Origin of the sequence: Microbispora siamensis, assembly GCF_016863095.1 — a bacterium.
Classification (GTDB): domain Bacteria; phylum Actinomycetota; class Actinomycetes; order Streptosporangiales; family Streptosporangiaceae; genus Microbispora; species Microbispora siamensis.
This window is the reverse complement of the sequence record NZ_BOOF01000074.1, coordinates 13,218-34,688: the sequence shown is the minus strand read 5'-3', so window position 1 is coordinate 34,688 and position 21,471 is coordinate 13,218. Positions and strand designations below refer to the sequence as shown.

The 21,471-nt window shown below is 71.0% G+C and carries 20 protein-coding genes and 1 pseudogene; 7 read left to right on the top strand and 14 right to left on the bottom strand.

Annotated features, from left to right (window positions below):
• From Msi02_RS40725 to Msi02_RS40715, 3 genes and pseudogenes are all read right to left on the bottom strand, one after another.
• Positions 1 to 366: pseudogene (locus Msi02_RS40725) on the bottom strand (trypsin-like serine peptidase); the annotation flags it as partial.
• Between the two features lie 390 nt (positions 367 to 756).
• Complete coding sequence (locus Msi02_RS40720; RefSeq protein ID WP_204053063.1) at positions 757 to 1,800, bottom strand: M4 family metallopeptidase; 1,044 nt, start codon at positions 1,798 to 1,800, stop codon at positions 757 to 759.
• Between the two features lie 108 nt (positions 1,801 to 1,908).
• Positions 1,909 to 2,565, bottom strand: coding sequence for a TetR/AcrR family transcriptional regulator (locus Msi02_RS40715; RefSeq protein ID WP_239109265.1), 657 nt, complete (start codon positions 2,563 to 2,565; stop codon positions 1,909 to 1,911).
• 95 nt (positions 2,566 to 2,660) lie between these two features.
• Here Msi02_RS40715 and Msi02_RS40710 point away from each other — a divergent pair, with 95 nt between their 5' ends.
• On the top strand, positions 2,661 to 3,254 hold the full coding sequence (locus Msi02_RS40710) for a TIGR03086 family metal-binding protein (protein WP_204053062.1): 594 nt from the start codon (positions 2,661 to 2,663) through the stop codon (positions 3,252 to 3,254).
• On the opposite strand, the gene rsmA is transcribed toward Msi02_RS40710, so the two are convergent.
• The 4 genes from rsmA to Msi02_RS40690 are packed head-to-tail and all read right to left on the bottom strand — an operon-like array spanning position 3,251 to position 7,866.
• On the bottom strand, positions 3,251 to 4,105 hold the full coding sequence (rsmA, locus tag Msi02_RS40705; protein ID WP_204053061.1) for a 16S rRNA (adenine(1518)-N(6)/adenine(1519)-N(6))-dimethyltransferase RsmA: 855 nt from the start codon (positions 4,103 to 4,105) through the stop codon (positions 3,251 to 3,253). The two genes, Msi02_RS40710 and rsmA, sit on opposite strands and share 4 nt — an antisense overlap.
• Before the next feature lie 19 nt (positions 4,106 to 4,124).
• Positions 4,125 to 4,982 carry a TatD family hydrolase gene (locus Msi02_RS40700; protein WP_204053060.1) on the bottom strand — a complete coding sequence of 286 codons (858 nt, stop codon included), beginning with the start codon at positions 4,980 to 4,982 and terminating at the stop codon, positions 4,125 to 4,127.
• A gap of 2 nt (positions 4,983 to 4,984) precedes the next feature.
• On the bottom strand, positions 4,985 to 6,571 hold the full coding sequence (gene metG, locus Msi02_RS40695) for a methionine--tRNA ligase (protein WP_204053059.1): 1,587 nt from the start codon (positions 6,569 to 6,571) through the stop codon (positions 4,985 to 4,987).
• A gap of 56 nt (positions 6,572 to 6,627) precedes the next feature.
• Positions 6,628 to 7,866: a glycosyltransferase gene (locus tag Msi02_RS40690; protein WP_204053058.1), complete on the bottom strand. Its 1,239-nt coding sequence runs from the start codon at positions 7,864 to 7,866 to the stop codon at positions 6,628 to 6,630.
• A gap of 398 nt (positions 7,867 to 8,264) precedes the next feature.
• Between Msi02_RS40690 and Msi02_RS40685 the strand changes: the two genes are divergently transcribed.
• Positions 8,265 to 9,803 carry a hypothetical protein gene (locus tag Msi02_RS40685; RefSeq protein WP_204053057.1) on the top strand — a complete coding sequence of 513 codons (1,539 nt, stop codon included), beginning with the start codon at positions 8,265 to 8,267 and terminating at the stop codon, positions 9,801 to 9,803.
• Between the two features lie 33 nt (positions 9,804 to 9,836).
• Here the strand turns inward: Msi02_RS40685 and rsmI are convergent, their stop codons facing one another.
• Positions 9,837 to 10,658, bottom strand: a complete 822-nt coding sequence (gene rsmI / locus Msi02_RS40680) for a 16S rRNA (cytidine(1402)-2'-O)-methyltransferase (RefSeq protein WP_204053056.1) — start codon at positions 10,656 to 10,658, stop codon at positions 9,837 to 9,839.
• A 208-nt stretch (positions 10,659 to 10,866) separates the two neighbouring features.
• Here rsmI and Msi02_RS40675 point away from each other — a divergent pair, with 208 nt between their 5' ends.
• Both Msi02_RS40675 and Msi02_RS40670 read left to right on the top strand, forming a co-directional pair.
• Positions 10,867 to 12,372: a dolichyl-phosphate-mannose--protein mannosyltransferase gene (locus tag Msi02_RS40675; protein WP_204053068.1), complete on the top strand. Its 1,506-nt coding sequence runs from the start codon at positions 10,867 to 10,869 to the stop codon at positions 12,370 to 12,372.
• Between the two features lie 116 nt (positions 12,373 to 12,488).
• The gene (locus tag Msi02_RS40670) at positions 12,489 to 13,895 is read left to right on the top strand and encodes a hypothetical protein (protein ID WP_204053055.1); all 1,407 of its coding nucleotides are present in this window, start codon (positions 12,489 to 12,491) and stop codon (positions 13,893 to 13,895) included.
• A 5-nt stretch (positions 13,896 to 13,900) separates the two neighbouring features.
• Here the strand turns inward: Msi02_RS40670 and Msi02_RS40665 are convergent, their stop codons facing one another.
• On the bottom strand, positions 13,901 to 14,302 hold the full coding sequence (locus tag Msi02_RS40665; protein WP_444543496.1) for a VOC family protein: 402 nt from the start codon (positions 14,300 to 14,302) through the stop codon (positions 13,901 to 13,903).
• A 91-nt stretch (positions 14,303 to 14,393) separates the two neighbouring features.
• Here Msi02_RS40665 and Msi02_RS40660 point away from each other — a divergent pair, with 91 nt between their 5' ends.
• The 3 genes from Msi02_RS40660 to Msi02_RS40650 are packed head-to-tail and all read left to right on the top strand — an operon-like array spanning position 14,394 to position 17,025.
• Complete coding sequence (locus Msi02_RS40660; RefSeq protein WP_204053053.1) at positions 14,394 to 15,356, top strand: helix-turn-helix transcriptional regulator; 963 nt, start codon at positions 14,394 to 14,396, stop codon at positions 15,354 to 15,356.
• A 4-nt stretch (positions 15,357 to 15,360) separates the two neighbouring features.
• Complete coding sequence (locus tag Msi02_RS40655) at positions 15,361 to 16,278, top strand: amidohydrolase family protein (RefSeq protein ID WP_204053052.1); 918 nt, start codon at positions 15,361 to 15,363, stop codon at positions 16,276 to 16,278.
• Between the two features lie 9 nt (positions 16,279 to 16,287).
• Positions 16,288 to 17,025, top strand: a complete 738-nt coding sequence (locus Msi02_RS40650; protein ID WP_239109263.1) for a class I SAM-dependent methyltransferase — start codon at positions 16,288 to 16,290, stop codon at positions 17,023 to 17,025.
• Positions 17,026 to 17,100: 75 nt separating this feature from the next.
• Here Msi02_RS40650 and Msi02_RS44195 read toward each other — a convergent pair whose 3' ends face one another.
• The 5 genes from Msi02_RS44195 to Msi02_RS40630 all read right to left on the bottom strand — a co-directional run bounded on the left by Msi02_RS44195 (position 17,101) and on the right by Msi02_RS40630 (position 21,180).
• The gene (locus tag Msi02_RS44195) at positions 17,101 to 17,232 is read right to left on the bottom strand and encodes a hypothetical protein (protein WP_256862202.1); all 132 of its coding nucleotides are present in this window, start codon (positions 17,230 to 17,232) and stop codon (positions 17,101 to 17,103) included.
• A 96-nt stretch (positions 17,233 to 17,328) separates the two neighbouring features.
• Positions 17,329 to 17,703, bottom strand: a complete 375-nt coding sequence (locus Msi02_RS40645) for a VOC family protein (protein ID WP_204053051.1) — start codon at positions 17,701 to 17,703, stop codon at positions 17,329 to 17,331.
• On the bottom strand, positions 17,700 to 18,338 hold the full coding sequence (locus tag Msi02_RS40640; RefSeq protein ID WP_239109261.1) for a TetR/AcrR family transcriptional regulator: 639 nt from the start codon (positions 18,336 to 18,338) through the stop codon (positions 17,700 to 17,702). The genes Msi02_RS40645 and Msi02_RS40640 overlap by 4 nt, the downstream gene beginning before the upstream one ends.
• Positions 18,339 to 18,411: 73 nt before the next feature.
• Positions 18,412 to 19,851: a sensor histidine kinase gene (locus Msi02_RS40635; RefSeq protein ID WP_239109259.1), complete on the bottom strand. Its 1,440-nt coding sequence runs from the start codon at positions 19,849 to 19,851 to the stop codon at positions 18,412 to 18,414.
• 414 nt (positions 19,852 to 20,265) lie between these two features.
• Positions 20,266 to 21,180, bottom strand: coding sequence for a Clp protease N-terminal domain-containing protein (locus Msi02_RS40630; RefSeq protein ID WP_204053050.1), 915 nt, complete (start codon positions 21,178 to 21,180; stop codon positions 20,266 to 20,268).
• Positions 21,181 to 21,471 lie beyond the last annotated feature (291 nt).

The window sequence follows — 21,471 nt, the reverse complement described above, 5'->3', positions numbered from 1 at the left end:
CTTGTCGGCGCCGATGAAGAACACCTTGCCGGTGGTCTTCGGCAGGTTGACGTTCTTCGACGTGCCGCTGGTGGCCTTCTTGTCACCGCTGGAGCCGACGACGCCGGCCTTGCTGTCCGCGGAGGCGCCACCGGTCGAGACGTGCTTGGTGGGCAGCGTGGTCTCGACGTTGTACGGCGTGGCGTTGACGAGGTTGGCCTTGTTCTGGCCGTACCAGAACGCCGCCACCTGCTTGGCGGCGAAGTTCGTGTTGGCCAGGTTCACCGGCGGGGCGACGTCGGAGGCGGCCTGCGCGGCGGGGGTGGCGACAGCGGCGGCGGCCAGCATGCCGACCGCGATGCCGCCGAGGGTGAGGGTGCGCTTCAACTTACTACTCCCTGGTCTGATCGTCGGGCGCCACTTGCGCCCCATCCGTCAGTAAAGGACGAGTAAGAAGCTATCTAAGGATTTGCGTCTTGTGACCGCCTTAAGTCGTTTCAGTCTGATCAGCCGGTCAAGATCGCGACCTTCGCCGCCGCCCGAATCCCTCTGAGCACCGTCACGTTTTCGCTGATCACAGATGCCGCCGTCGCAGATACGTCACCGAGCGTCACTGATCCATTCAGAGCCTCAATGTGACCTAAATCACACTAATCCGATGGAACGGGACGGCTGTTGATCACGTCAAAGTTGCTCCGTCAGAGCGCCCCGCACCCCCGGGCGAGAGCGTGCCCGGGGGTGCGCCCCCGCCCGAAGTGGCCGGGCGGGGCACGGCGCTCAGAGGATGCCGCGGTCGGCGAACGCCTTGGTGGCGGCGCTCGCCGCGCTTGTGCCGTACAGACGCCGGGCCGCGGCGACGGTCGCCTCGGCCGCCGCCTTGAACGTGGTGTCGGGAGCGAAGTCGAACTGCGCCTCGATGATCAGCGTGCTCGCCTTGCGGTCGCCGAGCGCACGGCGGATGTCCCACAGGGCGCGGGACCAGATCTCGCCGTCGGCGTGGACCTCGCCCCTGACGTCCTCGGGGTAGTGCTTGGTCCCGTCCAGGCGGCGCAGGCAGTGCGGAGCGGACGTGTAGCTCACCGAGTCCCAGTCGGCGACGCACGCCTCGTCGGTCCTGGCCGGAACCCCGGTCGCCCAGCTGCTCACGGCCACGGCCAGGTAGTCGCCGAAGGCCTCGCCGATCGCGCCGGACTCCAGGGTGGTGCCGAACCCGGGCACCTGTCCGTCCTGGACGCTGTGGCCGTACTCGTGGACGATCACCTCGGCGTCCTCGCCGTCGTCGACGCCGCCCTTGCCGAGAGAGATGTTGGCCTTGTCATCCCGGAAGAAGGAGTTGTCGCCGCCGTACTGGTTGATGCGCAACTCGATCTGCCGCTGGTTCACCGGCCGCAGCGTGCTGCCGAAGCCGAGCGACTGGATGTAGTGCTGGGCGGTGGTCACCCAGTGATAGCCCATGACCTGCTCGAACTGGTCCACGTCACGGTGGTAGGCCGGGAAGGCGCCGCCCACGGCCTTGGCGGCGGCGCCGGTCGAGCTCTTCACCCGGACGTACCGGCCGGTGAGCGTGCCGGAGCCGTCGAGGTCGGTCAGCGTGACCTTCGTGTACGCGGGCCCGAACTCGGGCCGGTCGGCGTCCTTGGCGTCGGCGAGATCCTGCAGGCCGAGCTGCTGCACGGGGTTGGGGGCGAACACGGTCGCCGTCGCCGTCGCGGCGTAGGCACCGGCCTGCGCGGTCGCGGGCGTGGCGGCGACGCCTGCGACCGCGGCGGCGAGAGCGCCGGCCAGACCGGCGGCCAGAACGGCGGAACGCGTGGGGGGCATGAGTCCTCCGGAGAAAAGTGCCACAAGTACCGGAGATCGTCGTCGTGCTCCCAGATCGGCTGCAAGAGCCGATGCATGTCCGTAATGATCCAATTAGGTCAGGTGTGTCTAACCCGACCGGCGCCGCCACCGCCAGTTCAGCTCGCCCGGCGCGGGCGCCGGTCCGGGCAGCGGACCGGCGCCGTCTCCGGCGAGGCCCGCGAGCAGCATCGCCAGGCAACGCCGCCGCAGTTCCTGCGTACGCTCCGGATCGGGAACGCGGATGGCCGCGCAGCTCTCCAGCACCAGGCCCATGTCGTCGGCGACCACGTCGCGGCGCAACCGTCCGGCCGCGTGGGCCCGCTCCACCAGCCGGTCCATCAGCCCGGCGGCCCGCCGCGCGTCACTCCCCATTTCCTCGGTCGGCGTGAAGGTGCCGGCGAGGTGGACCGTGAGCGAGTGCACGTCGGCGTCGACGATCCGTTCGAGGAAGACGACGAGCGCCTTCCAGGCGTCCGGCTCGGCCTCGACGGCCTCCGCCTCCTCGATCCAGCGGCGCAGCCCGTCGTGGCACAGCCTGCGCAGCAGGTCCTCCTTGCCGGGATATCTCCGGTAGAGCGCGCTCATCCCGACCCCGGCCCGTTCCGCGACGGCCGCGACCGGCGCCTTGGGATCGGCGAGGAAGACCTCCCTGGCGGCGTCGAGGATGGCGGCGTCGTTGCGTGCGGCCTGGCCCCGCCGCCCGGCGAGGCCGGTGGAACCGTGGTCGTCCATCTGCTTCGGCATGCGCTCACAGTAGCAGTGGAACAGAACATTCCGTTCTGCTAGAGTGATGTCTATCGGAACGGAACATTCTGTTCCTTAGAAGGAGAGGAAGCACCATGCGCGAGACCACGACGGCGAGCTGGCGGACCCTGCTGACCCAGGCGCACGACGCGTTGCGCGACGCCGTCGCGGGCGTCGGCGGCAGCCAGGCGTGGGACGCCGCGACTCCGTGCGAGAAGTGGTCGGTCACCCAGGTGCTGCAGCACGCGGCCGGGGACCAGATCGCCTACGCCGCCGCGATCACCGGTGGGCCGTGGCCCTCTGAGGACCCGTTCTCGCCCTCCGGCCGCATCGAGGGCGACCCCGGGGCGCACCTGGCCGCGGCGCTGGACGCCTCGGCCGCCGCCTGGGCGACCGTCGACGACGACGCCGAGCAGGTGCCGGTGCCGCTCCCCCAGGGCCCCATGCCCGCGTGGCTCGCGGCCGGTGCGTGCGCGCTCGACGCGGGAGTGCACGCCTGGGACATCGCCGTGGCCACGGGGCGGCCCTCGCCGCTCACCCCGGAGATGGCCCGGCCGCTGATGGAGGTCGCCACCCGGATCGTCGAACCGCTGCGGGCCTACGGCGCGTACGCTCCGGCCTTGGAAGCCGGCGACGACGCCGACGAAGTGGCCGTGCTGCTGGCCTACCTCGGCCGCCGGCCGGTCTAGCGCGCCGCCGCGGCCCGCTGTTCGGCGATGCGGGCGAAGTCCTCGATCCTCAGCTGCTCCCCCCGCGCCGAGGGGTCGATCCCGGCACCGAGCAGGGCCTTCTCGGCGGCGGCCGGTGTGCCGGCCCAGGAGGCGAGCGCGGCGCGCAGCGTCTTGCGGCGCTGGGCGAAGGCCGCGTCGACGGCGGCGAACACCTCCTCGCGGGTCGCCGTCGTCGCCGGCGGCTCCCGCCGTACGAGCGAGACCAGGCCGGAGTCGACGTTCGGCGCGGGCCAGAAGACGTTGCGCCCGACCGGACCGACCCGGCGCACGTCGGCATACCAGGCGGCCTTCACCGAGGGAACGCCGTAGATGCGCGAGCCCGGCGCCGCGGCGAGCCGGTCGGCGACCTCCGACTGCACCATCACCAGCCCGCGCCGCAGCGACGGCAGCACCTCCAGCAGGTGCAGCACGACCGGCACGGACACGTTGTACGGCAGGTTGGCCACCAGCGCGGTCGGCTCGGTCCCGAGCTCGGCGGGCCCGACCTTGAGCGCGTCGGCGCGCACCACGGTCAGCCGGCCGGCCACCTCGGGAGCCCGCTCGGCGACCGTCAGCGGCAACTGCTCCGCCAGCACCGGGTCGATCTCCACGGCGACGACCTCGGCGACCTCCGGGAGCAGGGCGAGGGTGAGCGAGCCGAGCCCCGGCCCGACCTCGATCGCCACGTCGTGCGGTGCGACCTCGGCGAGCCGGACGATCCGGCGGACGGTGCCGCCGTCGATCACGAAGTTCTGCCCCAGCTTCTTCGTCGGCCGGATGTTCAGCTTCTCCGCGAGCGCACGCACTTCGACCGGCCCGAGCAGACTCATGCCTCCAGTGTCTCCCGCTCTACCAGGCGCCGAAGACGGTCTCGCCGTTGGCCGAGATCCGGGCGGCGAGGTCGGTGACGTCCATGCCCTTGACCTCCGCGAGGCAGCGGAGCGTGAGCGGGATCAGGTAGGGCGCGTTGGGCTTGCCCCGGTGCGGCGTCGGCGGCAGGTAGGGCGCGTCGGTCTCGACCAGCATCAGCTCGGGCGGCGCCACCGCCGCCGCCTCGCGCAGATACCCGGCGTTCTTGTACGTCACCGGGCCGGAGAACGACATGAAGTAACCGGCGTCCACACACCGCTTGGCCATCTCGGCGTCGCCCGAGAAGCTGTGGAAGACCACCACGTCGGGGGCGCCCTGGTCGGCGAGCACGGCGAGCACGTCGTCGTGCGCGTCGCGGTCGTGGATGACCAGGGCCTTGCCGGTCCGCTTGGCGATCTCGATGTGCGCCCGGAAGCTGGCGTGCTGGTCGTCCTTCGACGCCCAGTCGCGGAAGTAGTCGAGTCCGGTCTCCCCCACCGCCCGCACGTGCGGCCGCCGCGCGAGGTCCTCGATCTCGGCGAGGACCTCGGGCGTGGAGGCGTGCGCCTCGTTCGGGTGGATGGCCACGGCCGCGTAGACGTCCCGGTGCTCGCCGGCCACCTCGGCGTTCCACCGCGAGGACGGCAGGTCGTATCCGACCGTCACCAGGCGCGTCACGCCGACCGATTTCGCCTCGGCGAGGATCGACTCGACGCTCGCCCCGGCCGCCTGGGCCGCCAGCGCGACCGGATCGCCCGAGGACGCCTGCCGGTTGCCGACCATGATGTCCAGGTGGCAGTGGCTGTCGAACACCTCCGCCGGCAGCGCCTCGGGCGGCGCGGGACGCTCACGCGACATGGTCAGGCGTTCTCCAGCCGCGGGAAGAGGATCTCGCCCTTGACGACCTGCGCCCCGGCGGGCAGCGTGCCCCAGGTGGCGACGTCGGCGACCCGCTGGTCGGCGAGCGCGCCCAGGTGCGGCTCCGCCCCGAGGGACGCCCACAGCTTGGCGCTCGTGGCCGGCATGATCGGGTGGAGCAGGACCGCGATCGCGCGCAGCGACTCGGCCGCCGTGTAGAGGATCGTCGCGAGCCGCGCCTGTCCCTCGGGCGAGTCGTCCTTGGCCACCTTCCACGGCGCCTGGTCGCTCAGGTAGCCGTTGACCTGCTTGACGAAGTCGAAGATGGCGCCGATGCCGCCGGCGAAGTCCAGGTTGTCACCGATCATGGTGTCCGCCTGGGCCGCCGCCGCCGCGAGACCGTCCGCGATCGCCTGCTCGGCCGGGCCCGCGTCGGTGGCCTCCGGCAGGACACCGTCGAAGTACTTGCCGATCATCGCCGCGACCCGGGACGCCAGGTTGCCGAAGTCGTTGGCGAGCTCGGAGGTGTAGCGGGCGGAGAAGTCCTCCCAGGAGAACGAGCCGTCCTGGCCGAACGGGATCGCCCGCAGGAAGTAGTAGCGGTAGGCGTCCACGCCGAAGTGGCTCGTCAGGTCGCGGGGCGAGATGCCGGTGAGGTTGGACTTGCTCATCTTCTCGCCGCCGACCATGAGCCAGCCGTTGGCGAACACGCGCCCCGGCAGCGGCAGGCCGTTCGCCATGAGCATGGCGGGCCAGATGATCGCGTGGAACCGGAGGATGTCCTTGCCGACCAGGTGCACGTTCGCCGGCCAGGTGGCGTCGAACTTCGCCTGGTCGGAGCCGTAGCCGACGGCCGTGGCGTAGTTGAGCAGCGCGTCGATCCAGACGTAGATGACGTGCTTGGGGTCCCAGGGAATCGGGACGCCCCAGTCGAAGGTCGACCGCGAGATCGACAGGTCCTGCAGGCCCTGCTTCACGAACTGCACGACCTCGTTGCGCGCCGAGGCGGGCTGGACGAAGTCGGGGTTGCGCTCGTAGAACTCCAGCAGGCGCGGGCCGTACGCCGAGAGCCTGAAGAAGTAGTTCTCCTCCTTCAGCCACTCCACCGGGCGCTTGTGGATCGGGCACAGGTCGCCCTCCAGCAGATCGCCGGGCGACTTGTACTCCTCACAGCCGACGCAGTAGGGCCCCTCGTAACCGCCCTTGTAGATCTCGCCCTTGTCGTACAGGTCCTGCACGAACTCCTGGACGCGGTCCGTGTGGCGCGGCTCGGTGGTGCGGATGAAGTCGTCGTTGGCGATCTGGAGGTGCTCCCAGAGCGGCTTCCAGGCGTCCTCGACGAGCTTGTCGCACCACTCCTGGGGCGACACGCCGTTCGCCTCGGCCGTGCGCATGATCTTCTGACCGTGCTCGTCCGTGCCCGTGAGGTACCACACCTTCTCGCCGCGCTGGCGGTGCCAGCGGGTGAGCACGTCGCCCGCGACGGTCGTGTAGGCGTGGCCCAGGTGCGGGGCGTCGTTGACGTAGTAGATCGGCGTCGTCACGTAGAACGCCGACTCCCCGGATGCAGTCGTTCCTGTAGCCGCCATGTGCGAATCCTATCGGCCCCGGGGAGATGACTCCCCGGGTTAAAACGCCGGTGGCGTCAGGCCACGGACTCGCGGCCGGCGGCCTCGGACTCGCGGCTGACGGCCTCGGCGGCCTCCTCGGCGGCGGACGCCGCGATGTCGACCGGGTTCTCCCGCGTACGGCGGATGCCGAGGATGCTGATGAACAGGGATGCGAAGATCGTCTGGAAGCTCATGACGAACGCGGTCGCCGAGGGCACGACGAGGCGCAGCGACTCGGCCGGGATCAGCTCGCCGAAGCCGCGGCCGCCCCAGTGGGCGAGCGAGGCCACCAGGCCGACGAGACCGGCGACGGCCAGGGCGCCACCCGCGAGCAGGCCCTTCTCCAGCGTGACGACGTCCACCAGCCTGCGGATTCGCCGGTCCTCGGGGAGGAAGCCCTCCTCGGCCGCGTACACCTTGGTGAACAACGCGAACAGCACGGCCTGGAAGCCGATGACCACCATCGCGGACGCGCCGACCAGTGTGTCGACGTCGAAGGCGAGCTTGCCGATGTAGACCGGGCCGAACGACAGCGCGGCCCCGGCGACGAGGCCGAGGCTCATCAGCACCAGGCCCGGGATGAAGAACAGCCAGCGCGGGCTGTAGAGCATCAGGAAGCGCAGGTGGCGCCAGCCGTCCCGCCAGGAGCGCAGGTGCGGCGGGCGGGAGCGGCCGTCGGGCGACAGGGTGGTGGGGACCTCGCGGACGTCGAGCCCCTGGAGGGTCGCCTTCACGACCATCTCGGAGGCGAACTCCATGCCACCGGTCTGGAGCCCCAGCCGCAGGATCGAGTCGCGGCGGAAGCCGCGCAGTCCGCAGTGGAAGTCGCCGATCTCGCTGGGGAAGAACAGCCGGCCGATGAACGACAGGACCGGGTTGCCCAGGTAGCGGTGGAGCGGGGGCATGGCGCCCGGGGCGATGCCGCCGCGGAACCGGTTGCCCATGACCAGCTCGGCGCCGTCCCGGAGCTGCTCGACGAAGGGCATCAGGCTGGTGAAGTCGTAGGAGTCGTCGGCGTCGCCCATGATGACGTACTTGCCGCGGGCGGCGCGGATGCCGCCGATCAGGGCGTTGCCGTAGCCCTTCTCATCAATATGGACAACCCGGGCGCCCGCGTCACGGGCAAGCTGTTGCGAGCCGTCGGTGCTGCCGTTGTCGGCGATGACCACCTCGCCGTCGATTCCGTTCTCACGCATGCAGGTGAGTGCCTTGCGAACACAGATCTCAACGGTCTCGGCCTCATTGAGGCATGGCATGACAACGGTAAGTTCCACGTCGCAACTCCTCGCATATGACGGCAGGACACCAATGATGCCCGCTTCCCGGTAGCGTCCGAGTCAAGTCCGCGAAACGGCTGGCATTCTGTAACCGTGACTCCACCCACCGCTGGAGCGGCGGGACTCCCGCGTCGCCGGCCAAGCGGCGTCGCAGAGGACGAGCCCGGCCCGGAGAGTTCCCAGCCCGCCGGCCACGCCGGCGTGCGCGATATGCCCGCAGGTCACGTGCCGGAACTCCGCCCGGGTGGCGCGGTTTTCCTTCACCACACGCCCGCGTGTGTCCATTGGCAGGCACCGGCGAAACTCGAGGGGAGGAAGCGCGGACTCACCCGCCGGATGGAGCAGGCGGTCGAATCCGCGCCACTTTGATGGTCGCGATCGCGGATCCTCCGTCGGTGAACGCCGCCCCGGTCGGCGGCTGGGGCCGTCCGCTCGCCCTGCTGCGCCGGCACCGGGTCTTCGCGGCCGCGCTCGGCGTCGCCTTCGTGCTGCGGATCGTCACGATGCTCGGCTTCGGCCCGGCCATGTGGTTCAACGACTCCTACGACTACGTGTCGGTGGCGCTGCGCCCGCGTCCGCACCCGATCCGCCCGGACGGGTACAGCTTCTGGCTGCTGCTGCTCAAGCCGTTCCACAGTTTCTCGCTCGTGGTGTTGACCCAGCACCTCATGGGCCTGGCGGCGGCGTTCCTTATCTACGCGCTGCTGACCAGAAGATTTGGGATGCCAGGCTGGGGGGCGACGCTGGCCGCCGTCCCCGTGATGTTCGACGCCTACCAGATCCAGCTCGAACAGCTGATCATGTCGGACACCATGTTCATCCTGCTCGTCGTGGGCGTGGTGACGCTCGTGCTGTGGCGGGAGCGGATGACCTGGCGGGGCGGGACCGTGGTCGGGCTGCTGCTCGCGCTGACGGCGCTGACCCGGAGCATCGGCCTGCCCATCCTCGCCCTGGTCGTGGCCTACCTGGTGATCAAGCGGGCGGGCTGGAAGCCGATCGCCGCCATGGTCGCCGCGTGCGCGCTGCCCGTGCTCGCGTACATGGGCTGGTTCAAGGCGGTGAACGGCCAGTTCGCGATGACCAACAGCGACGGGGTGATCCTCTACATGAGGACGTCGCTGTTCGCCGACTGCCACAAGATGAACATCGACGAGCGCCGCGAGCTGGAGCTGGCGCTGCTGTGCATCAACGTCCCGCCCAAGGACCGCGGCCTGTCCGCGCAGGCGTACCTGTGGTGGGACGACCAGAACCAGCTCCACGTCTTCGGCTCGGGCATGAAGTTCACCCCGGAGATCAACGCGAACGCGAGCGCGTTCGCGAAGAGGGCGATCCTGTCCCAGCCGGGCGACTACCTGGCCGCGGTGGCCAAGGACTTCTTCCGCGCCTTCCAGTGGGGCCGCCCGCGGTTCCCCGACGCCAAGACCTTCCTGCAGTACGAGTTCGACAACGAGTACACCCGCAAGCTGCCCAAGTGGAGCTCCTACCACAGCACCACGGACAAGGACGCCGAGGCGTACGAGAACGGCCCGGCCGCGACGCACGTGGTCTCGCCGTGGTCGGACATCATGATCGGCTACCAGAAGGTCGTACGGCTGCCGGGCCTCGTGCTGGGCCTGCTGCTGCTGTTCGGCCTGTACGGCGTGGCGCGGCGCTGGCGCGACCTCGGCGGGCCCGGGCTGCTGCCCTGGCTGGGTGCGGTGGGGCTGATCCTGGCCCCGGCGGCGACGGCCGAGTTCGACTACCGCTACCTGCTGCCCGCGGTGCCGCTCGCCTGCCTCGCCGCCGGCATCACCGCCGCCGGCCTGCTGGGCCGCTCCTCGCCGCGGCTGTCGTCGCCGCGCCCGTCCTCACTGCGCCCGTCCTCACTGCGGCTCTCGTCACTGCGCCAGGCGTCGCTGCGCCTGTCCTCGCGGCGCCGCTCCTCGCTCCGCTGACCCGCCGCGGGGCCCCCTGCCCCTGCCCGGGGGTCAGGCGCCGTGGACGGCGTTGTAGAGCTCGCGCTTGGGGACACCGGCCGACTTGGCCACCTCGGCGATGGCCTGCTTGCGCGGCACGCCCGCGCCCTCGCGCCTGGCCACCTCCTCGACCAGTTCCTCGATGCCCGGCGCGGCCTCCTCGGCGGTCCGTCCCGCCACCACCAGCGTGATCTCGCCCCTGACCTCGCCCGCGGCCCATTCGGCCAGCTCGCCGAGGCCGCCGCGGCGCACCTCCTCGTAGGTCTTGGTGAGCTCCCGGCAGACGGCGGCGGGCCGCTGCGCGCCGAAGGCCTCCGCCATCGCCTCCAAGGTCGCGTGCAGGCGGTGCGGTGCCTCGAAGAAGACCATCGTGCGCTCCTCGGCCGCCAGCGCCGCCAGCCGCCTGGCCCGCTCCCCCGGCTTGCGCGGCGGGAACCCCTCGAAGCAGAACCGGTCGCTCGGCAGGCCGGAGACGGCGAGGGCGGTCGTCACCGCCGACGGGCCGGGCAGCGCCGTCACGGGCAGGCCCGCCTCGACCGCGAGGCGGGTGAGCCGATAGCCGGGGTCGGAGACGCCCGGCATCCCCGCGTCGGTGATCACGACGACGGTGCGGCCCTCGCGCAGCGCCTCCAGCAACTCGGCCGCCCGCGCGCTCTCGTTGGCGTCGTAGTAGGACACCACGCGGCCCCCGATGGCGATCTCCAGGTCGGCCGCGAGCCGCCGCAGCCGGCGGGTGTCCTCCGCGGCGATCACGTCGGCCGCGGCGAGCACCTCGCGCAGCCGTGGGGACGCGTCTTTGGGCTGGCCGATCGGGGCTGCGGCGAGAACGAGCACGCGTCCACCCTATGGCGGGCGTGAAACATTCATTCACGAACGGCCGGATGCCCCAATCCACGCGCGACCCGTGTCCTCGGCGGGGACTCACCAGTAATCTGTCGGCGTGGCCGTGACCGACTATTCTCACAAGGCGTTCGAGCAGCCGGAAGAGGGACCACAGGACAACGCTCCCGCGGTTTCCCTGCGCGACCGGCTCGTGCCGCCCATGCCCGGCAGCGCCATGTGGGGCTGGCTCGGCCCCATCCTGGTCGCCCTCTTCGGCGGGTTCCTCCGGTTCTACCGGCTGGGCACGCCGCACGCGGTCGTCTTCGACGAGACCTACTACGCCAAGGACGCCTTCGCCACCGTCAAGTACGGCGTCGAGCGGCAGTTCGTGGACGGCGCGGACAAGCTCCTGCTCGCCGGCAACGAGAACATCTTCAAGCAGTGCGGCTCGGTGAGCGAGTGCGCCTCCTACGTCGTGCACCCGCCGGTCGGCAAGTGGCTGATCGGGTTCGGCGAAATGATCTTCGGAGCGAACCCGTTCGGCTGGCGTTTCACCGCCGCGCTGCTCGGCACGCTGTCCATCCTGATCCTCGCCCGCACGGCCCGCAGGATGACCCGCTCGACGCTGCTCGGCTGCGCGGCAGGCGTGCTGCTGTCCCTCGATGCCCTCCACTTCGTGCTGTCCCGTACGGCGCTGCTGGACATCTTCCTGATGTTCTGGGTGCTCGCCGGGTTCGCCTGCCTCGTGGCCGACCGGGACTGGTCCCGCAGCCGGCTCGCCGATTGGCACGAGGCGGGGTCGCCCGCGGACGGGCCGCGACTGGGCCTGCGGCCCTGGCGCCTGGCCGCCGGGCTGTGCCTCGGCCTGGCCCTGGCCACCAAGTGGACCGGCGGCTTCTACATCGCCGCCTTCGCGATCATGACGCTGCTGTGGGACGCGGGCGCCCGGCGGGCCGTCGGCACGCCCCGGCCGTACGGTGCGGTCGCGCGCCGCGACCTGCCGCTCGCCGCGGTGTGGATGGCGGTCGTCCCGGTCGTCACCTACGTCGTGTCGTTCACGGGGTGGTTCGTCACCGACAAGGGGTACGGCCGCAACTGGGACCAGGCCACCTCGAACGGCCCGGTCTACTTCGTCATCGACTCGCTCCGGTCGTGGTTCGACTACCAGGAGCAGGTGTTCGGCTTCCACAAGGGCCTGGAGGCGAGCCATCCCTACCAGTCCGAGCCGTGGCAGTGGCCGCTGCTGCTGCGCCCGGTGGCGTTCTTCTACGAGTCGCCGAAGAACTGCGGCGCCGCCTCCTGCTCCTGGGCGGTCCTCGGCACCGGGACGCCGGTCATCTGGTACGCCGGTTTGCTCGCGCTCATCGGCATGATCGCGTGGTACGTCGCGACCCGCGACTGGCGGGGGGGCGCGGTGCTGCTCGGCTACGCCGCCGGGTGGCTGCCGTGGTTCTACTTCGCCATCGCGAACAACCGGACGATGTTCATGTTCTACGCGATGCCCATGGTGCCGTTCATGATCCTGGCGCTCGTGCTGGCCTGCGGGCTGATCATCGGCAGGGAGGATCCGGCCCGGCCCAACCGGCGCGTGGTCGGCACGGCCGTGGTCGGCGCGTTCGTGCTCCTGGCTCTGGTCAACTTCGGCTGGCTCTACCCCGTGATCGCCGCCGAGTCCATCCCGTACGACTCCTGGCACGCGAGGATGCTGTTCAACTCGTGGATCTGACACCCCCGTATCGTTGGGCGCGTACCGTGCGCCCTAGGGTGCACCCAGAGGGGGGGTGGTCGCGAGTGATGCCGGGTCGTCGTCAACGATGGGGTCGATACGGCAGACTGCGGGTCATGCCCGCACCTGACGTCGCCGCGCTCCTCGCCCAACTGGAGCGCTCCGAGCCGGACATCGCCGAGCCCGCCCGCGTCGCGGTCGAGTGGCTCGCCGGCGGCGAGGCGCTGGAGACCATCAGCCAGTTCGACGTGTGCGAGTTCCTCTGGTACACGCTGCCGATCAAGGTTCCGGGCGACCAGGCGACCATCGCCGGCGCCCTCGGCCGGCTGCTCAGGCTCGCGGGCATGGAGCGTTACGCGGCCCTGTGCGACTCCCCGGCCACGGCCCGGATCCTGCTGACGTACGCCAGGGAGGGCGAGGAGGCCGGAGCCGCGGCCTATCACCGCGAGCTGGAGGCCACCGGGGTGCTGCCCCCGGACATCGCCGAGCTGTCGTGGAGCTCGATCATGGGGCCGGAGGAGCTCGGGGCGCACGTCGCGTGCGCGGCCGCCCTGGAGCTGGCCATCGTCACCGGCGACCCGGTGGACCGCGAGGAGCTGACCCGCCGCTGGCTCACCTCGCCCCGCGCCGAGCTGGGCGGCGACTGCTGGCTGCACCGGGTCCACGGCGAGCGGCTGAACCGCTGGGTGCTCGGCCGCGGCACCGCCCGCCGCGAGCTCGCCCAGCCGTTCGAGGTGCGGCTGCACGCCCCCATCTCGGCTCCGGACGAGCCGCACCTGGAACCGCTGCGCTGGCTGCTCGGTCTGGCCCGCACCGGCGTCCGCCTCACCGAGCGGCTCAACGTCGGGCGTGCCGTGGCCGCCGAGGCGGCCGACCGGTTCGGCTGGGGCAATCGGGCCAGGTCCGGGGTCGTACGCGGCGAGGCCGACGTGCCCGCCCTCACCGAGCTGCGGCAGATCGCCGTACACGATCTCGGGGCGCTGCGGCGCAGCGGCCGGAGGCTGGTGCTCACCACCACGGGCAGGAACCTGCTGGACGACCGCGCCGCCATGTGGGAGGCGGCCACGCCCACGCTGCTCGTCCCCGCCCCCGGGGAGCACGACTTCGAGGTCTCCATCCGCGAGTCGGCGCTGATGATCCTTGTGGACGGCGACGTGGTGCGGGACGGCGACCTGCGCGACCGGGTCGCCGAGGTGGTCAACGGCGAGGGCTGGCGCGCCACGGACGGCGGCCGGGTCGACGGCGCCGACCTCACCGGCCCGCTCGCCCGGCTCCGGCACCGCCTCGAGGCCCTCGGCCTGGAGACCGCGGACGACGAGCCGGAGGCGGCAGGCCCAGCGTCCGAGACGGCAGGTTCAGCGCCCGAGACCGCCACCCGGGCACCCGGGCGCGCGAGCCGGGAGCCCGTGAGGCGTGCCGCGAGCCCCGTGCCGTGGCGGCTCACGGCCGCCGGGCGGCGCGCCGCGCTCGCCGCGCTGCGCGCCCAGGCCCTGCGCCCCCGCCAGTACGCCGGCCTCGGGTAGGCCGTTCAGGCCCGTGGGGCCCGGAGGACCTCCAGGTAGTGGGCGTTGTACATGATCCCCAGGATGTTGCCGAACGGGTCGGCGACCGAGGCGGTGACGAACCCGGGGCCGCGCTCCGTCGGCGCCTCGTGCTGCGTGGCGCCCATCGCCAGCAACCTGTCCAGGCTCGCCGCCACGTCGTCCACGTGCCAGTAGAGGACGGCCCCGCTCGGCCCGCCCAGCTCGTGCGGCGCGTAGCGGCGGTCGATCAGTCCCAGTTCGTGCTGGTGATCGCCGAGGCGGAACTCGGCGTAGGCGAGCCGCCCGTCCGGCCCCCGGCGCTCGAAGTACGCCTCCACGCCGAGCAGCTCTGCGTACCACCTCTTCGCCTGCTCGACGTCGTCCGCCCAGAAACTCACGGTCGTCATTCCGCGCAACATGCGTGCTCCCTTCGTCTGATGTGAACGCTAGAAGCCGTTGAGGAACGTACGGTTCCGCAATGCGCGGGACACTGTGGTCATGCTGGAAACCTCCGTACGGCTGCTGCGGTTGCTGGCTCTGCTCCAGGCGCGGCCCGGCTGGTCGGGCGCCGACCTGGCGGACCGGCTCGGCGTGACCACCAGGACCGTGCGCAACGACGTCGAGCGGCTGCGCATCATGGGCTACGAGATCGACTCGGTCACCGGCCCAGCCGGTGGATACCGGCTGGGCGCCGGGTCCGCCCTGCCTCCGCTGCTGCTTGACGACGAGGAGGTCGTCGCGGTGGTCGTCAGCCTGCAGGCCGCCGCGGGCAGCACCGTGACCGGCATCGAGGAGACCTCGCTGCGCGCGCTCACCAAGCTCCAGCGCATGCTGCCGTCCCGGCTGCGCCACCGGATCGAGGCCGTACGCGCCGCCACGGTCGCGGTGCCGGGCCACGGCCCCACCGTGGATCCCGACACCCTGACCTCGATCGCCGCGGCCGTCCGCGACCGCGAGACCCTGCGCTTCGACTACCTGGACCACCGGGGCGACGAGGGGCGCCGGACGGCCGAGCCGCACCGGCTCGTGTTCACCGGGCGGCGCTGGTATCTGCTGGCCTGGGACGTCGACCGCGGTGACTGGCGGACCTTCCGCGCCGACCGCGTACGGCTCCGCACCCCGAACGGCCCCCGCTTCACCCCGCGCGAACCACCCGAGGGCGACGCCGCCGCCCACGTCGTACGCGGGACGGGCTCGGCCGCCTGGAGGCACCGGGCCGTCGTACGGCTGCACGCGCCCGTCGAGGTCATGGGCGCGAGGCTCACCGCCGCGGCCGGCCTGCTGCGCGCCGACGGCGCGGACGCCTGCGTGCTGGAGACCGGCGGCGACTCGCTCCCCAACCTGACGGCCTTCATCACCGCGCTCGACGTGCCCTTCACCGTGCTCGACCCGCCCGAACTGCGCGCCCACCTGTGCGCGCTCGCCGAGCGCTACCGGGCAGCGGCGGCAGGTAGCGTGTGAGGCCATGCCGGACGAGACACTTGCCGCCGACGACGACATTCGACACGTCAACGCGTTCTGGCGGAGGCTGGGCCTGCCCGGTCTGATCGACGTCCACACCCATTTCATGCCGGAGCGCGTCCTGACCAAGGTGTGGGCGCACTTCGACTGCGCCGGGCCGCTGGTCGGCCGGACCTGGCCGATCACGTATCGGCTGCCGGAGGACGACCGCGTCGAACGGCTCAGGGCCTTCGGCGTGCGGGCGTTCACCTCAATGCTCTATCCCCACAAGCCGGGCATGGCGGAGTGGCTGAACAACTGGGCCGCCGGCTTCGCCGCCCGGGTGCCCGGCTGCCTGCACACGGCGACGTTCTTCCCCGAACCCGGCGCGGCGCGGTACGTCGCGCGGGCGATCGAGGCGGGTGCCCGGGTGTTCAAGGCACACCTCCAGGTCGGCGGCTACGACCCGAACGACCCGCTGCTCGACGAGGTCTGGGGGCTGCTGGAGGACCACGGCATCCCGGTGGTGACGCACTGCGGGTCGGGCCCGGTCCCCGGACCGCACACCGGGCCGGAGCCGATCGCGGCCCTGCTCGCGCGGTATCCCCGGCTGCCGCTCGTGATCGCCCACATGGGCGCCCCCGAGTACGCCGAGTTCCTCGCCCTGGCGCTGCGTCATCCGGCGGTCCGCCTGGACACCACGATGGTCTTCACCCGCTTCACCGAGGAGACCGCGCCCTTCCCCCGGGAGGCCGTCCCGCTGCTGCCGGAGCTTCAGGACCGCGTCCTGCTCGGCACCGACTTCCCCAACATCCCCTACCCGTACGCGGAGGCGCTGGCGGCCCTGGCCGGCCTGGACCTCGGCGACGGGTGGCTGCGCGCCGTCTGTCACGACAACGCCGCCAGGATCTTCGGTCTGTACGAGGGGGACGGCCGAAGGTAGAAAGTGATCGTGGTGGAGCCGCGTGGGAACGCCCATGGGAGGTACGGTGTCGACGCCCCGGCGGTGCTGGCCGGGCTGGCGCTGGGCGGAGTCGCGGAGACCGCGCTGGCCGCCGTGCTCGTCGCCGTCGGGTGGGCCGTCCCCGCGGTGGTGCTGCTGATCGGCGGCGGCATGATGATCATCGGCGCGGCGCTGTTCGCGCACACCACCCTGCGCGGCAAGTTCCGCGTCTGGGACGCGGAGCTCGACCGGCTCGGCCTGACCGGAAGCGAACGCGTCCTCGACATGGGCTGCGGCCGCGGGCTCGTCCTGCTCAAGGCGGCGGCGCGGGTTCCCGGCGGGGACGCGACCGGCGTCGACCTGTGGACGCACGACCAGTCGGGCAACAGCGGCGAGGCCACCCTGGCCAACGCCCGCGCGGAGGGCGTCGCCGACCGGGTCGCGCTGGTCACCGCCGACATGCGAGGCCTGCCCTTCCCCGACGCCACGTTCGACCTGGTGGTGTCGAGCCTCGCCGTGCACAACATCGTCGACGCCGAAGGGCGCGCCGACGCCGTACGCGAGGCGTTGCGTGTGCTGAAGCCGGGCGGCAGGCTGCGCGTGGCCGACTTCAGGAACGCCGGCCGCTACGCCGACGTGCTCCGCGAGTGCGGGGCCGCCGACGTCCACGTGTACGACCTCGGCTGGCGCTTTTGGTACGGCGGGCCGCACGCGAAGACGTCCATGGTCGCGGCCACACGTCCGTGACGCACGGCCCGGAACGCACCGGAGGCCGGTCTCGAGAGACCGGCCTCCGGGCGTCTGCGCGGCTGTGCGCGCTGGTTACGGCAGGGCCTCGATGACGGCGTCACGCCAGTCGTAGTTCATCCAGTCGTAGTTCCAGGGCAGCCCGCCGGTGACGGCCTCCAGCTGGCTGTCGTCCAGCGGGCGGAGGGCCTTGTCGAAGTCGTTCATCTCGGATGGGAACCTTTCCGTGAGGAATGTGCTCACCGAAGGTCCCAGGCGCGGCTTGAGGATCTCTTGAAGACAACTGGGTTTCCGGTGGACCGGTCACGCGGGGGACATGACCTCGTAGAGGTTGCGCGCCGCGTCGACGAAGAACAGCCCGCGCGGGCACAGCGGGTGATCGATGCGGCCGTTGTCGGGGTGTGCCGGATCGCTTCCGTAGGGCACCCCGGCCTCCCGCAGGCGCTCCAGGATCTGGTCGAACGTGGCCGGATCCACGTCGAACGCCAGATGCACGCCGACCGGGTTCTCCATGGTCATGAAGTCGAGGGTCAGCGTCTCGTTCACCCGTACGGGCGCGAAGTGGCCGTTCCGGCCGGCGGGCGGGAGCTCCGCCAGACCCATGATCGAGGCGAAGAACCGGGCCGCCTCGCGGTTGTCGACGGCGGGGACGATGGTGTGGTTCAGCGTGATGGTCATGCCGGGCTCTCCTGATCTCTGAGGCTGCCGTGGAGGAGGATGTCGACGAGCTCCTCCGGGGACGGGTCCACGCCGCCGGACGCGAAGTGAAGGCGGGTGAAGAGCATCCCCAGGAAGACCGAGGCGATCCTCTCGGGCTCCAGGCGCAGCGCCGCCCGATCGGGTTCGATCAGCTCGACGAGCGCCTCGTGGGTCGCCCTCATCGAGGTCTCGCGGGCTCCGGGAGGAGGCCGGTCTTCGGGGGCCTGCCGGTCGCCGAGGCTTCGCCCGCGGCGGTGACCGGTGCCGTGCAGTGCTCCGATCACGGTCCCCATGCGTCCCAGGTGGGCGCGCAGGGCCTCGGCCGCCTGCGTGAGCCGGTCGGCGAGTGGTTCGTCGAGGGAGATGGAGGCCAGCTCGCGGAGCACGTGATCGGGGTTCATCGCCTCGGCCATGCACGCGTCGAGCAGTTCGTCCTTGTCGCCGAAGGCCCGGAAGACGGTGCCCTCACCGATGCCGGCGGCCCGGGCGATCTGACCTGTGGTGACGGCGGCGCCGTGCTCGGCGACCAGCGGTAGCGCCGCGGCGACGATCATCGCCCTGCGCTGTTCTGGGCTCATCGCCGGCGCCCGCCGGCGGGGAACGGATTCTGTCATGCCTTCCAAGGTACGGAGTGAGTGCTCACTCCGTCAACCGAGTTTGGTCGGCGGCCTCTGCCCGGCGGCCGGTTCAGGAAGACAGGGTGTCGTCGGCCGGTGCCGCCGTCGCCTCGGCGGGAGCGGACGGGAGGCACAGGACGAAGCGGGCACCGACGGGGCTGTCCTCGATCGTCAAGGTGCCTCCGTGGGTCTCCGCGATCTGCCTGGCGATCGGCAGCCCCAGCCCCGCACCCCCGGCGTCCCTGCTGCGAGCCGAGTCCAACCGGGTGAACCGGTCGAACACCATCTCGCGCTTGTCCCGTTCGATGCCCGGCCCGTCGTCGACGACTTCCATCACCGCCGCGCCCCGCGGGTAGCGGTCGCCGAAGCCACCGCCGCGCTCGTGCCGTACGGACACAGTGATCGTCGTCCGCGCGTGCCGTTCGGCGTTGTCGAGGAGGTTGGTCAGCAGGCGAGCGAGACCCACCCTGTCGCCGAGCACGAACACCCCCGGCTGGAGGGCGGATTCGACCCGCCTGGTCGGGTGACGACGGTTCCGCAGCTCCGCGGCCACGACCTCGGCCAGATCGAGCCGGTGCTGCTCGCCGCGCTGACCGTGGTCCAGCCGTTCGAGGGTGAGCAGGTCGCGCACGATCGCCTGCAGCCGGTCGAGGCTGGGCAGGAGGACCGACCCCAGCTCGGGCACACTGGTCTCCTCCGGCGCGAGAAGGCCGTCCTCCACCTCCGCGCGCATGGCGGCCAACGGAGTGCGAAGGTCGTGGGAGGCGTTGGAGACGAACTGCCGCTGTTGCTGCAGCGCGTTCTGCACCTGTCGCAGCGCGGTGTCCAGCCGGCCGAGCGTGTGGTTGACGCTTTCGGCCATCCCCTGGATCTCGTCGTCCGTAGCCGGCACCGGCACCCGGCGACCGGGACAGTCGCCGTTGATCTCGTCAAGCTCCTCCCGGATGGCGTTGACCGGCCTGAGCGACGCCCGTACGTTCCGGTAGCCGAGGTAGGTGATGGCCGCGGCCAGCACCGCCGCGCCCACTCCCACCAGCCCGGCCAGGCGGGGGTCGACCCACGGGGGCACTTCCGGGGAAGCGCTGTAGACCATCCATCTCTCGCCCGCGCGGTGCGCCCACTGCGCCACCACGATGTTGCAGTCGGCAGGCGGAAAGACACCGCCGCACACGACGCAGGTCGCGCTGTTCCTGCTGTCCGGCGGGGTGAAGCCGGCCATTCTCGGCAAGCCCCGCACGTCCGGGGTCGAAGCGACCACGCGGCCGGACGGGTCGAGCACCTGAAGGTGACGGAACTCGCGCCCGGCAAGGGGATAGGCCGGCTGTCCCCGCTCCATCTGGACGGCCACACGGCCGCCCGCCGCCGCGACCTCCCTGGTGACGGTGTCGCGAGCGTAGTGGCGGACGGCCGCCATGAGGAGCAGGGCCAGCAGCGCGCACAGCAGGGTGGACACCACCCCGGTGAACAGGGTGATGCGGCTGGTGATGGAGAAGCGGCCCTGCAGGTTCATCCTGGCTCCTCCGGCCAGTGGACCACATGGGGCGGAAAGGGCCGGGAAAGAGGCGACCACCCAATCCCGGCAGGGCGTCAAGGCCCTACCCGCATCTCCGGTGGAATGCCAAGGGTTCTCCCGCGTCTCCTCCACGTGACTCCACGGGAGACAGCCGCCAACCGCGGGCCCTGCCCCCCTCGGCGTCCATCGGGTCGCAAAAGGACCTGTAACGGCCGACATCCGGCCACCACGTCGAGATAAGCCAGGCTTCCCACTCACCTTCAGGGGCCTTTGCACAGCGGTAGCCGTACCGGCAACGGGCCTCATCACTCCGATGGCCTCCTTCGCCACTTACGTTCAGTAACGAAGCAGTGCGTGTCGACGCCCGAAACGCTGCAGATCCGGACGCGGTTCGGGGCGGTGGCAAATGGTTTACTCAGTGCGGCTGCGCACGATCTCCTCGACGATCCGTCGGAGTGTTTCGCGGGCGGCGTCGAGCGTGACGCCTGCTGCGGTGAGCGCCTGGCTTGCTTCACTGTTCGGGTCGTTCAGAATGCCGAGGAGCAGGTGCTCGGTTCCGATGTAGTTGTGTCCCAGCCCGACGGCCTCGCTCAGTGCCTTGGCCAGGGCAGTGCGGGTCGCCGGTTCGACCGGGATGACGACCGGTGCGCCGTCGCCGGTCTGTCGTAGTCCGGAACGGATCGTGTCTGGATCGGCACCGAGGCGGGTGATTATTTGTACGGCGAGTGCGTGGGGGTCTCCGAGCACCCCGAGGAGCAGGTCTGTCGGCCGTACCGCGGGATGGTCCAGCCGCCGGGCGTGCTCGACGGCGTCGGTTACCGCGGTGCGCGCCCGCGGTACGAGGCCCTTGAAAGCGCCGCCGTGCAGAACGTCGTCCATCGTCAGTGCGGACTGGCGTGGCGTGTACCGCTGCTGGGCGGCTTGCCGGCTCATGCCCAGGTGTGCCCCGATGTCTGACCAGGAGTGGCCGGCAGCGCGCGCCTGTTCGATGAAGTAGCCGACAAGTCGGTCACCGAGGCGCTCCAGTTCGGCGCTGAGCTCTTCCGCCTTGGTGATCTTGGCGAGCGGGTCGGTCTCGTTGCGGTCGACCCGTTCGATGAGTGTGTACAGCTCGATGAGATCGCTCATGTCAATATCGTGCTTGACGTTTTCATCATCGTCAACGCTGAGGTTGACACTTCTTGCGATGTCAGGGTCCGGCTTGACGCCTGAAGCGGCCTCGGCAAGCCGGTGCTTCGGCGGAATGCCTGATGACACCGTCGTTGTGGTCCCGGGAGGAGGCCGGAGCGGGCGCTGCATGAGTTCCCCGGCTTGGGTGTCGCCCATGGGAGCTGGAGCTGCTCGGCTTCCTCAGGGCTGAGCATGCGGGCTTTCGCCGACTCGAGGCGGTAGCCGTACCGAGCGGCCTCGGCGGCGAACGGTCCGGCAGATAGCGGTACGGGCCTGAGCAGCGAAAAGGCCCGCCAGGTGGATCACCTGACGGGCCTTCGTCGTGGTGGAGCTATGGGGATTTGAACCCCAGACCCCTTCGATGCGAACCCCGGTGAGGCGCACCGCTCCTGATTGCCGGATACCATCCGGTGCTGTCAGGTGCCGCGATAGTGACGTCCATTGGTC

Bases quoted from the DNA above. Each gene is read 5' to 3' on its own strand.
- Msi02_RS40670 (WP_204053055.1), top strand. From the start codon at position 12,489: ATGCCCGCACCTGACGTCGCCGCGCTCCTCGCCCAACTGGAGCGCTCC.
- Msi02_RS40640 (WP_239109261.1), bottom strand. From the start codon at position 18,338: ATGACAGAATCCGTTCCCCGCCGGCGGGCGCCGGCGATGAGCCCAGAA.
- Msi02_RS40635 (WP_239109259.1), bottom strand. From the start codon at position 19,851: ATGAACCTGCAGGGCCGCTTCTCCATCACCAGCCGCATCACCCTGTTC.
- rsmA (WP_204053061.1), bottom strand. From the start codon at position 4,105: ATGAGTCTGCTCGGGCCGGTCGAAGTGCGTGCGCTCGCGGAGAAGCTG.
- Msi02_RS40675 (WP_204053068.1), top strand. From the start codon at position 10,867: ATGCCCGGCAGCGCCATGTGGGGCTGGCTCGGCCCCATCCTGGTCGCC.
- Msi02_RS40710 (WP_204053062.1), top strand. From the start codon at position 2,661: ATGCGCGAGACCACGACGGCGAGCTGGCGGACCCTGCTGACCCAGGCG.
- Msi02_RS40665 (WP_444543496.1), bottom strand. From the start codon at position 14,302: ATGACGACCGTGAGTTTCTGGGCGGACGACGTCGAGCAGGCGAAGAGG.
- Msi02_RS40655 (WP_204053052.1), top strand. From the start codon at position 15,361: ATGCCGGACGAGACACTTGCCGCCGACGACGACATTCGACACGTCAAC.
- Msi02_RS40630 (WP_204053050.1), bottom strand. From the start codon at position 21,180: ATGGGCGACACCCAAGCCGGGGAACTCATGCAGCGCCCGCTCCGGCCT.
- Msi02_RS40700 (WP_204053060.1), bottom strand. From the start codon at position 4,982: ATGTCGCGTGAGCGTCCCGCGCCGCCCGAGGCGCTGCCGGCGGAGGTG.
- Msi02_RS44195 (WP_256862202.1), bottom strand. From the start codon at position 17,232: ATGAACGACTTCGACAAGGCCCTCCGCCCGCTGGACGACAGCCAGCTG.
- Msi02_RS40660 (WP_204053053.1), top strand. From the start codon at position 14,394: ATGCTGGAAACCTCCGTACGGCTGCTGCGGTTGCTGGCTCTGCTCCAG.
- Msi02_RS40645 (WP_204053051.1), bottom strand. From the start codon at position 17,703: ATGACCATCACGCTGAACCACACCATCGTCCCCGCCGTCGACAACCGC.
- Msi02_RS40715 (WP_239109265.1), bottom strand. From the start codon at position 2,565: ATGCCGAAGCAGATGGACGACCACGGTTCCACCGGCCTCGCCGGGCGG.
- metG (WP_204053059.1), bottom strand. From the start codon at position 6,571: ATGGCGGCTACAGGAACGACTGCATCCGGGGAGTCGGCGTTCTACGTG.
- Msi02_RS40720 (WP_204053063.1), bottom strand. From the start codon at position 1,800: ATGCCCCCCACGCGTTCCGCCGTTCTGGCCGCCGGTCTGGCCGGCGCT.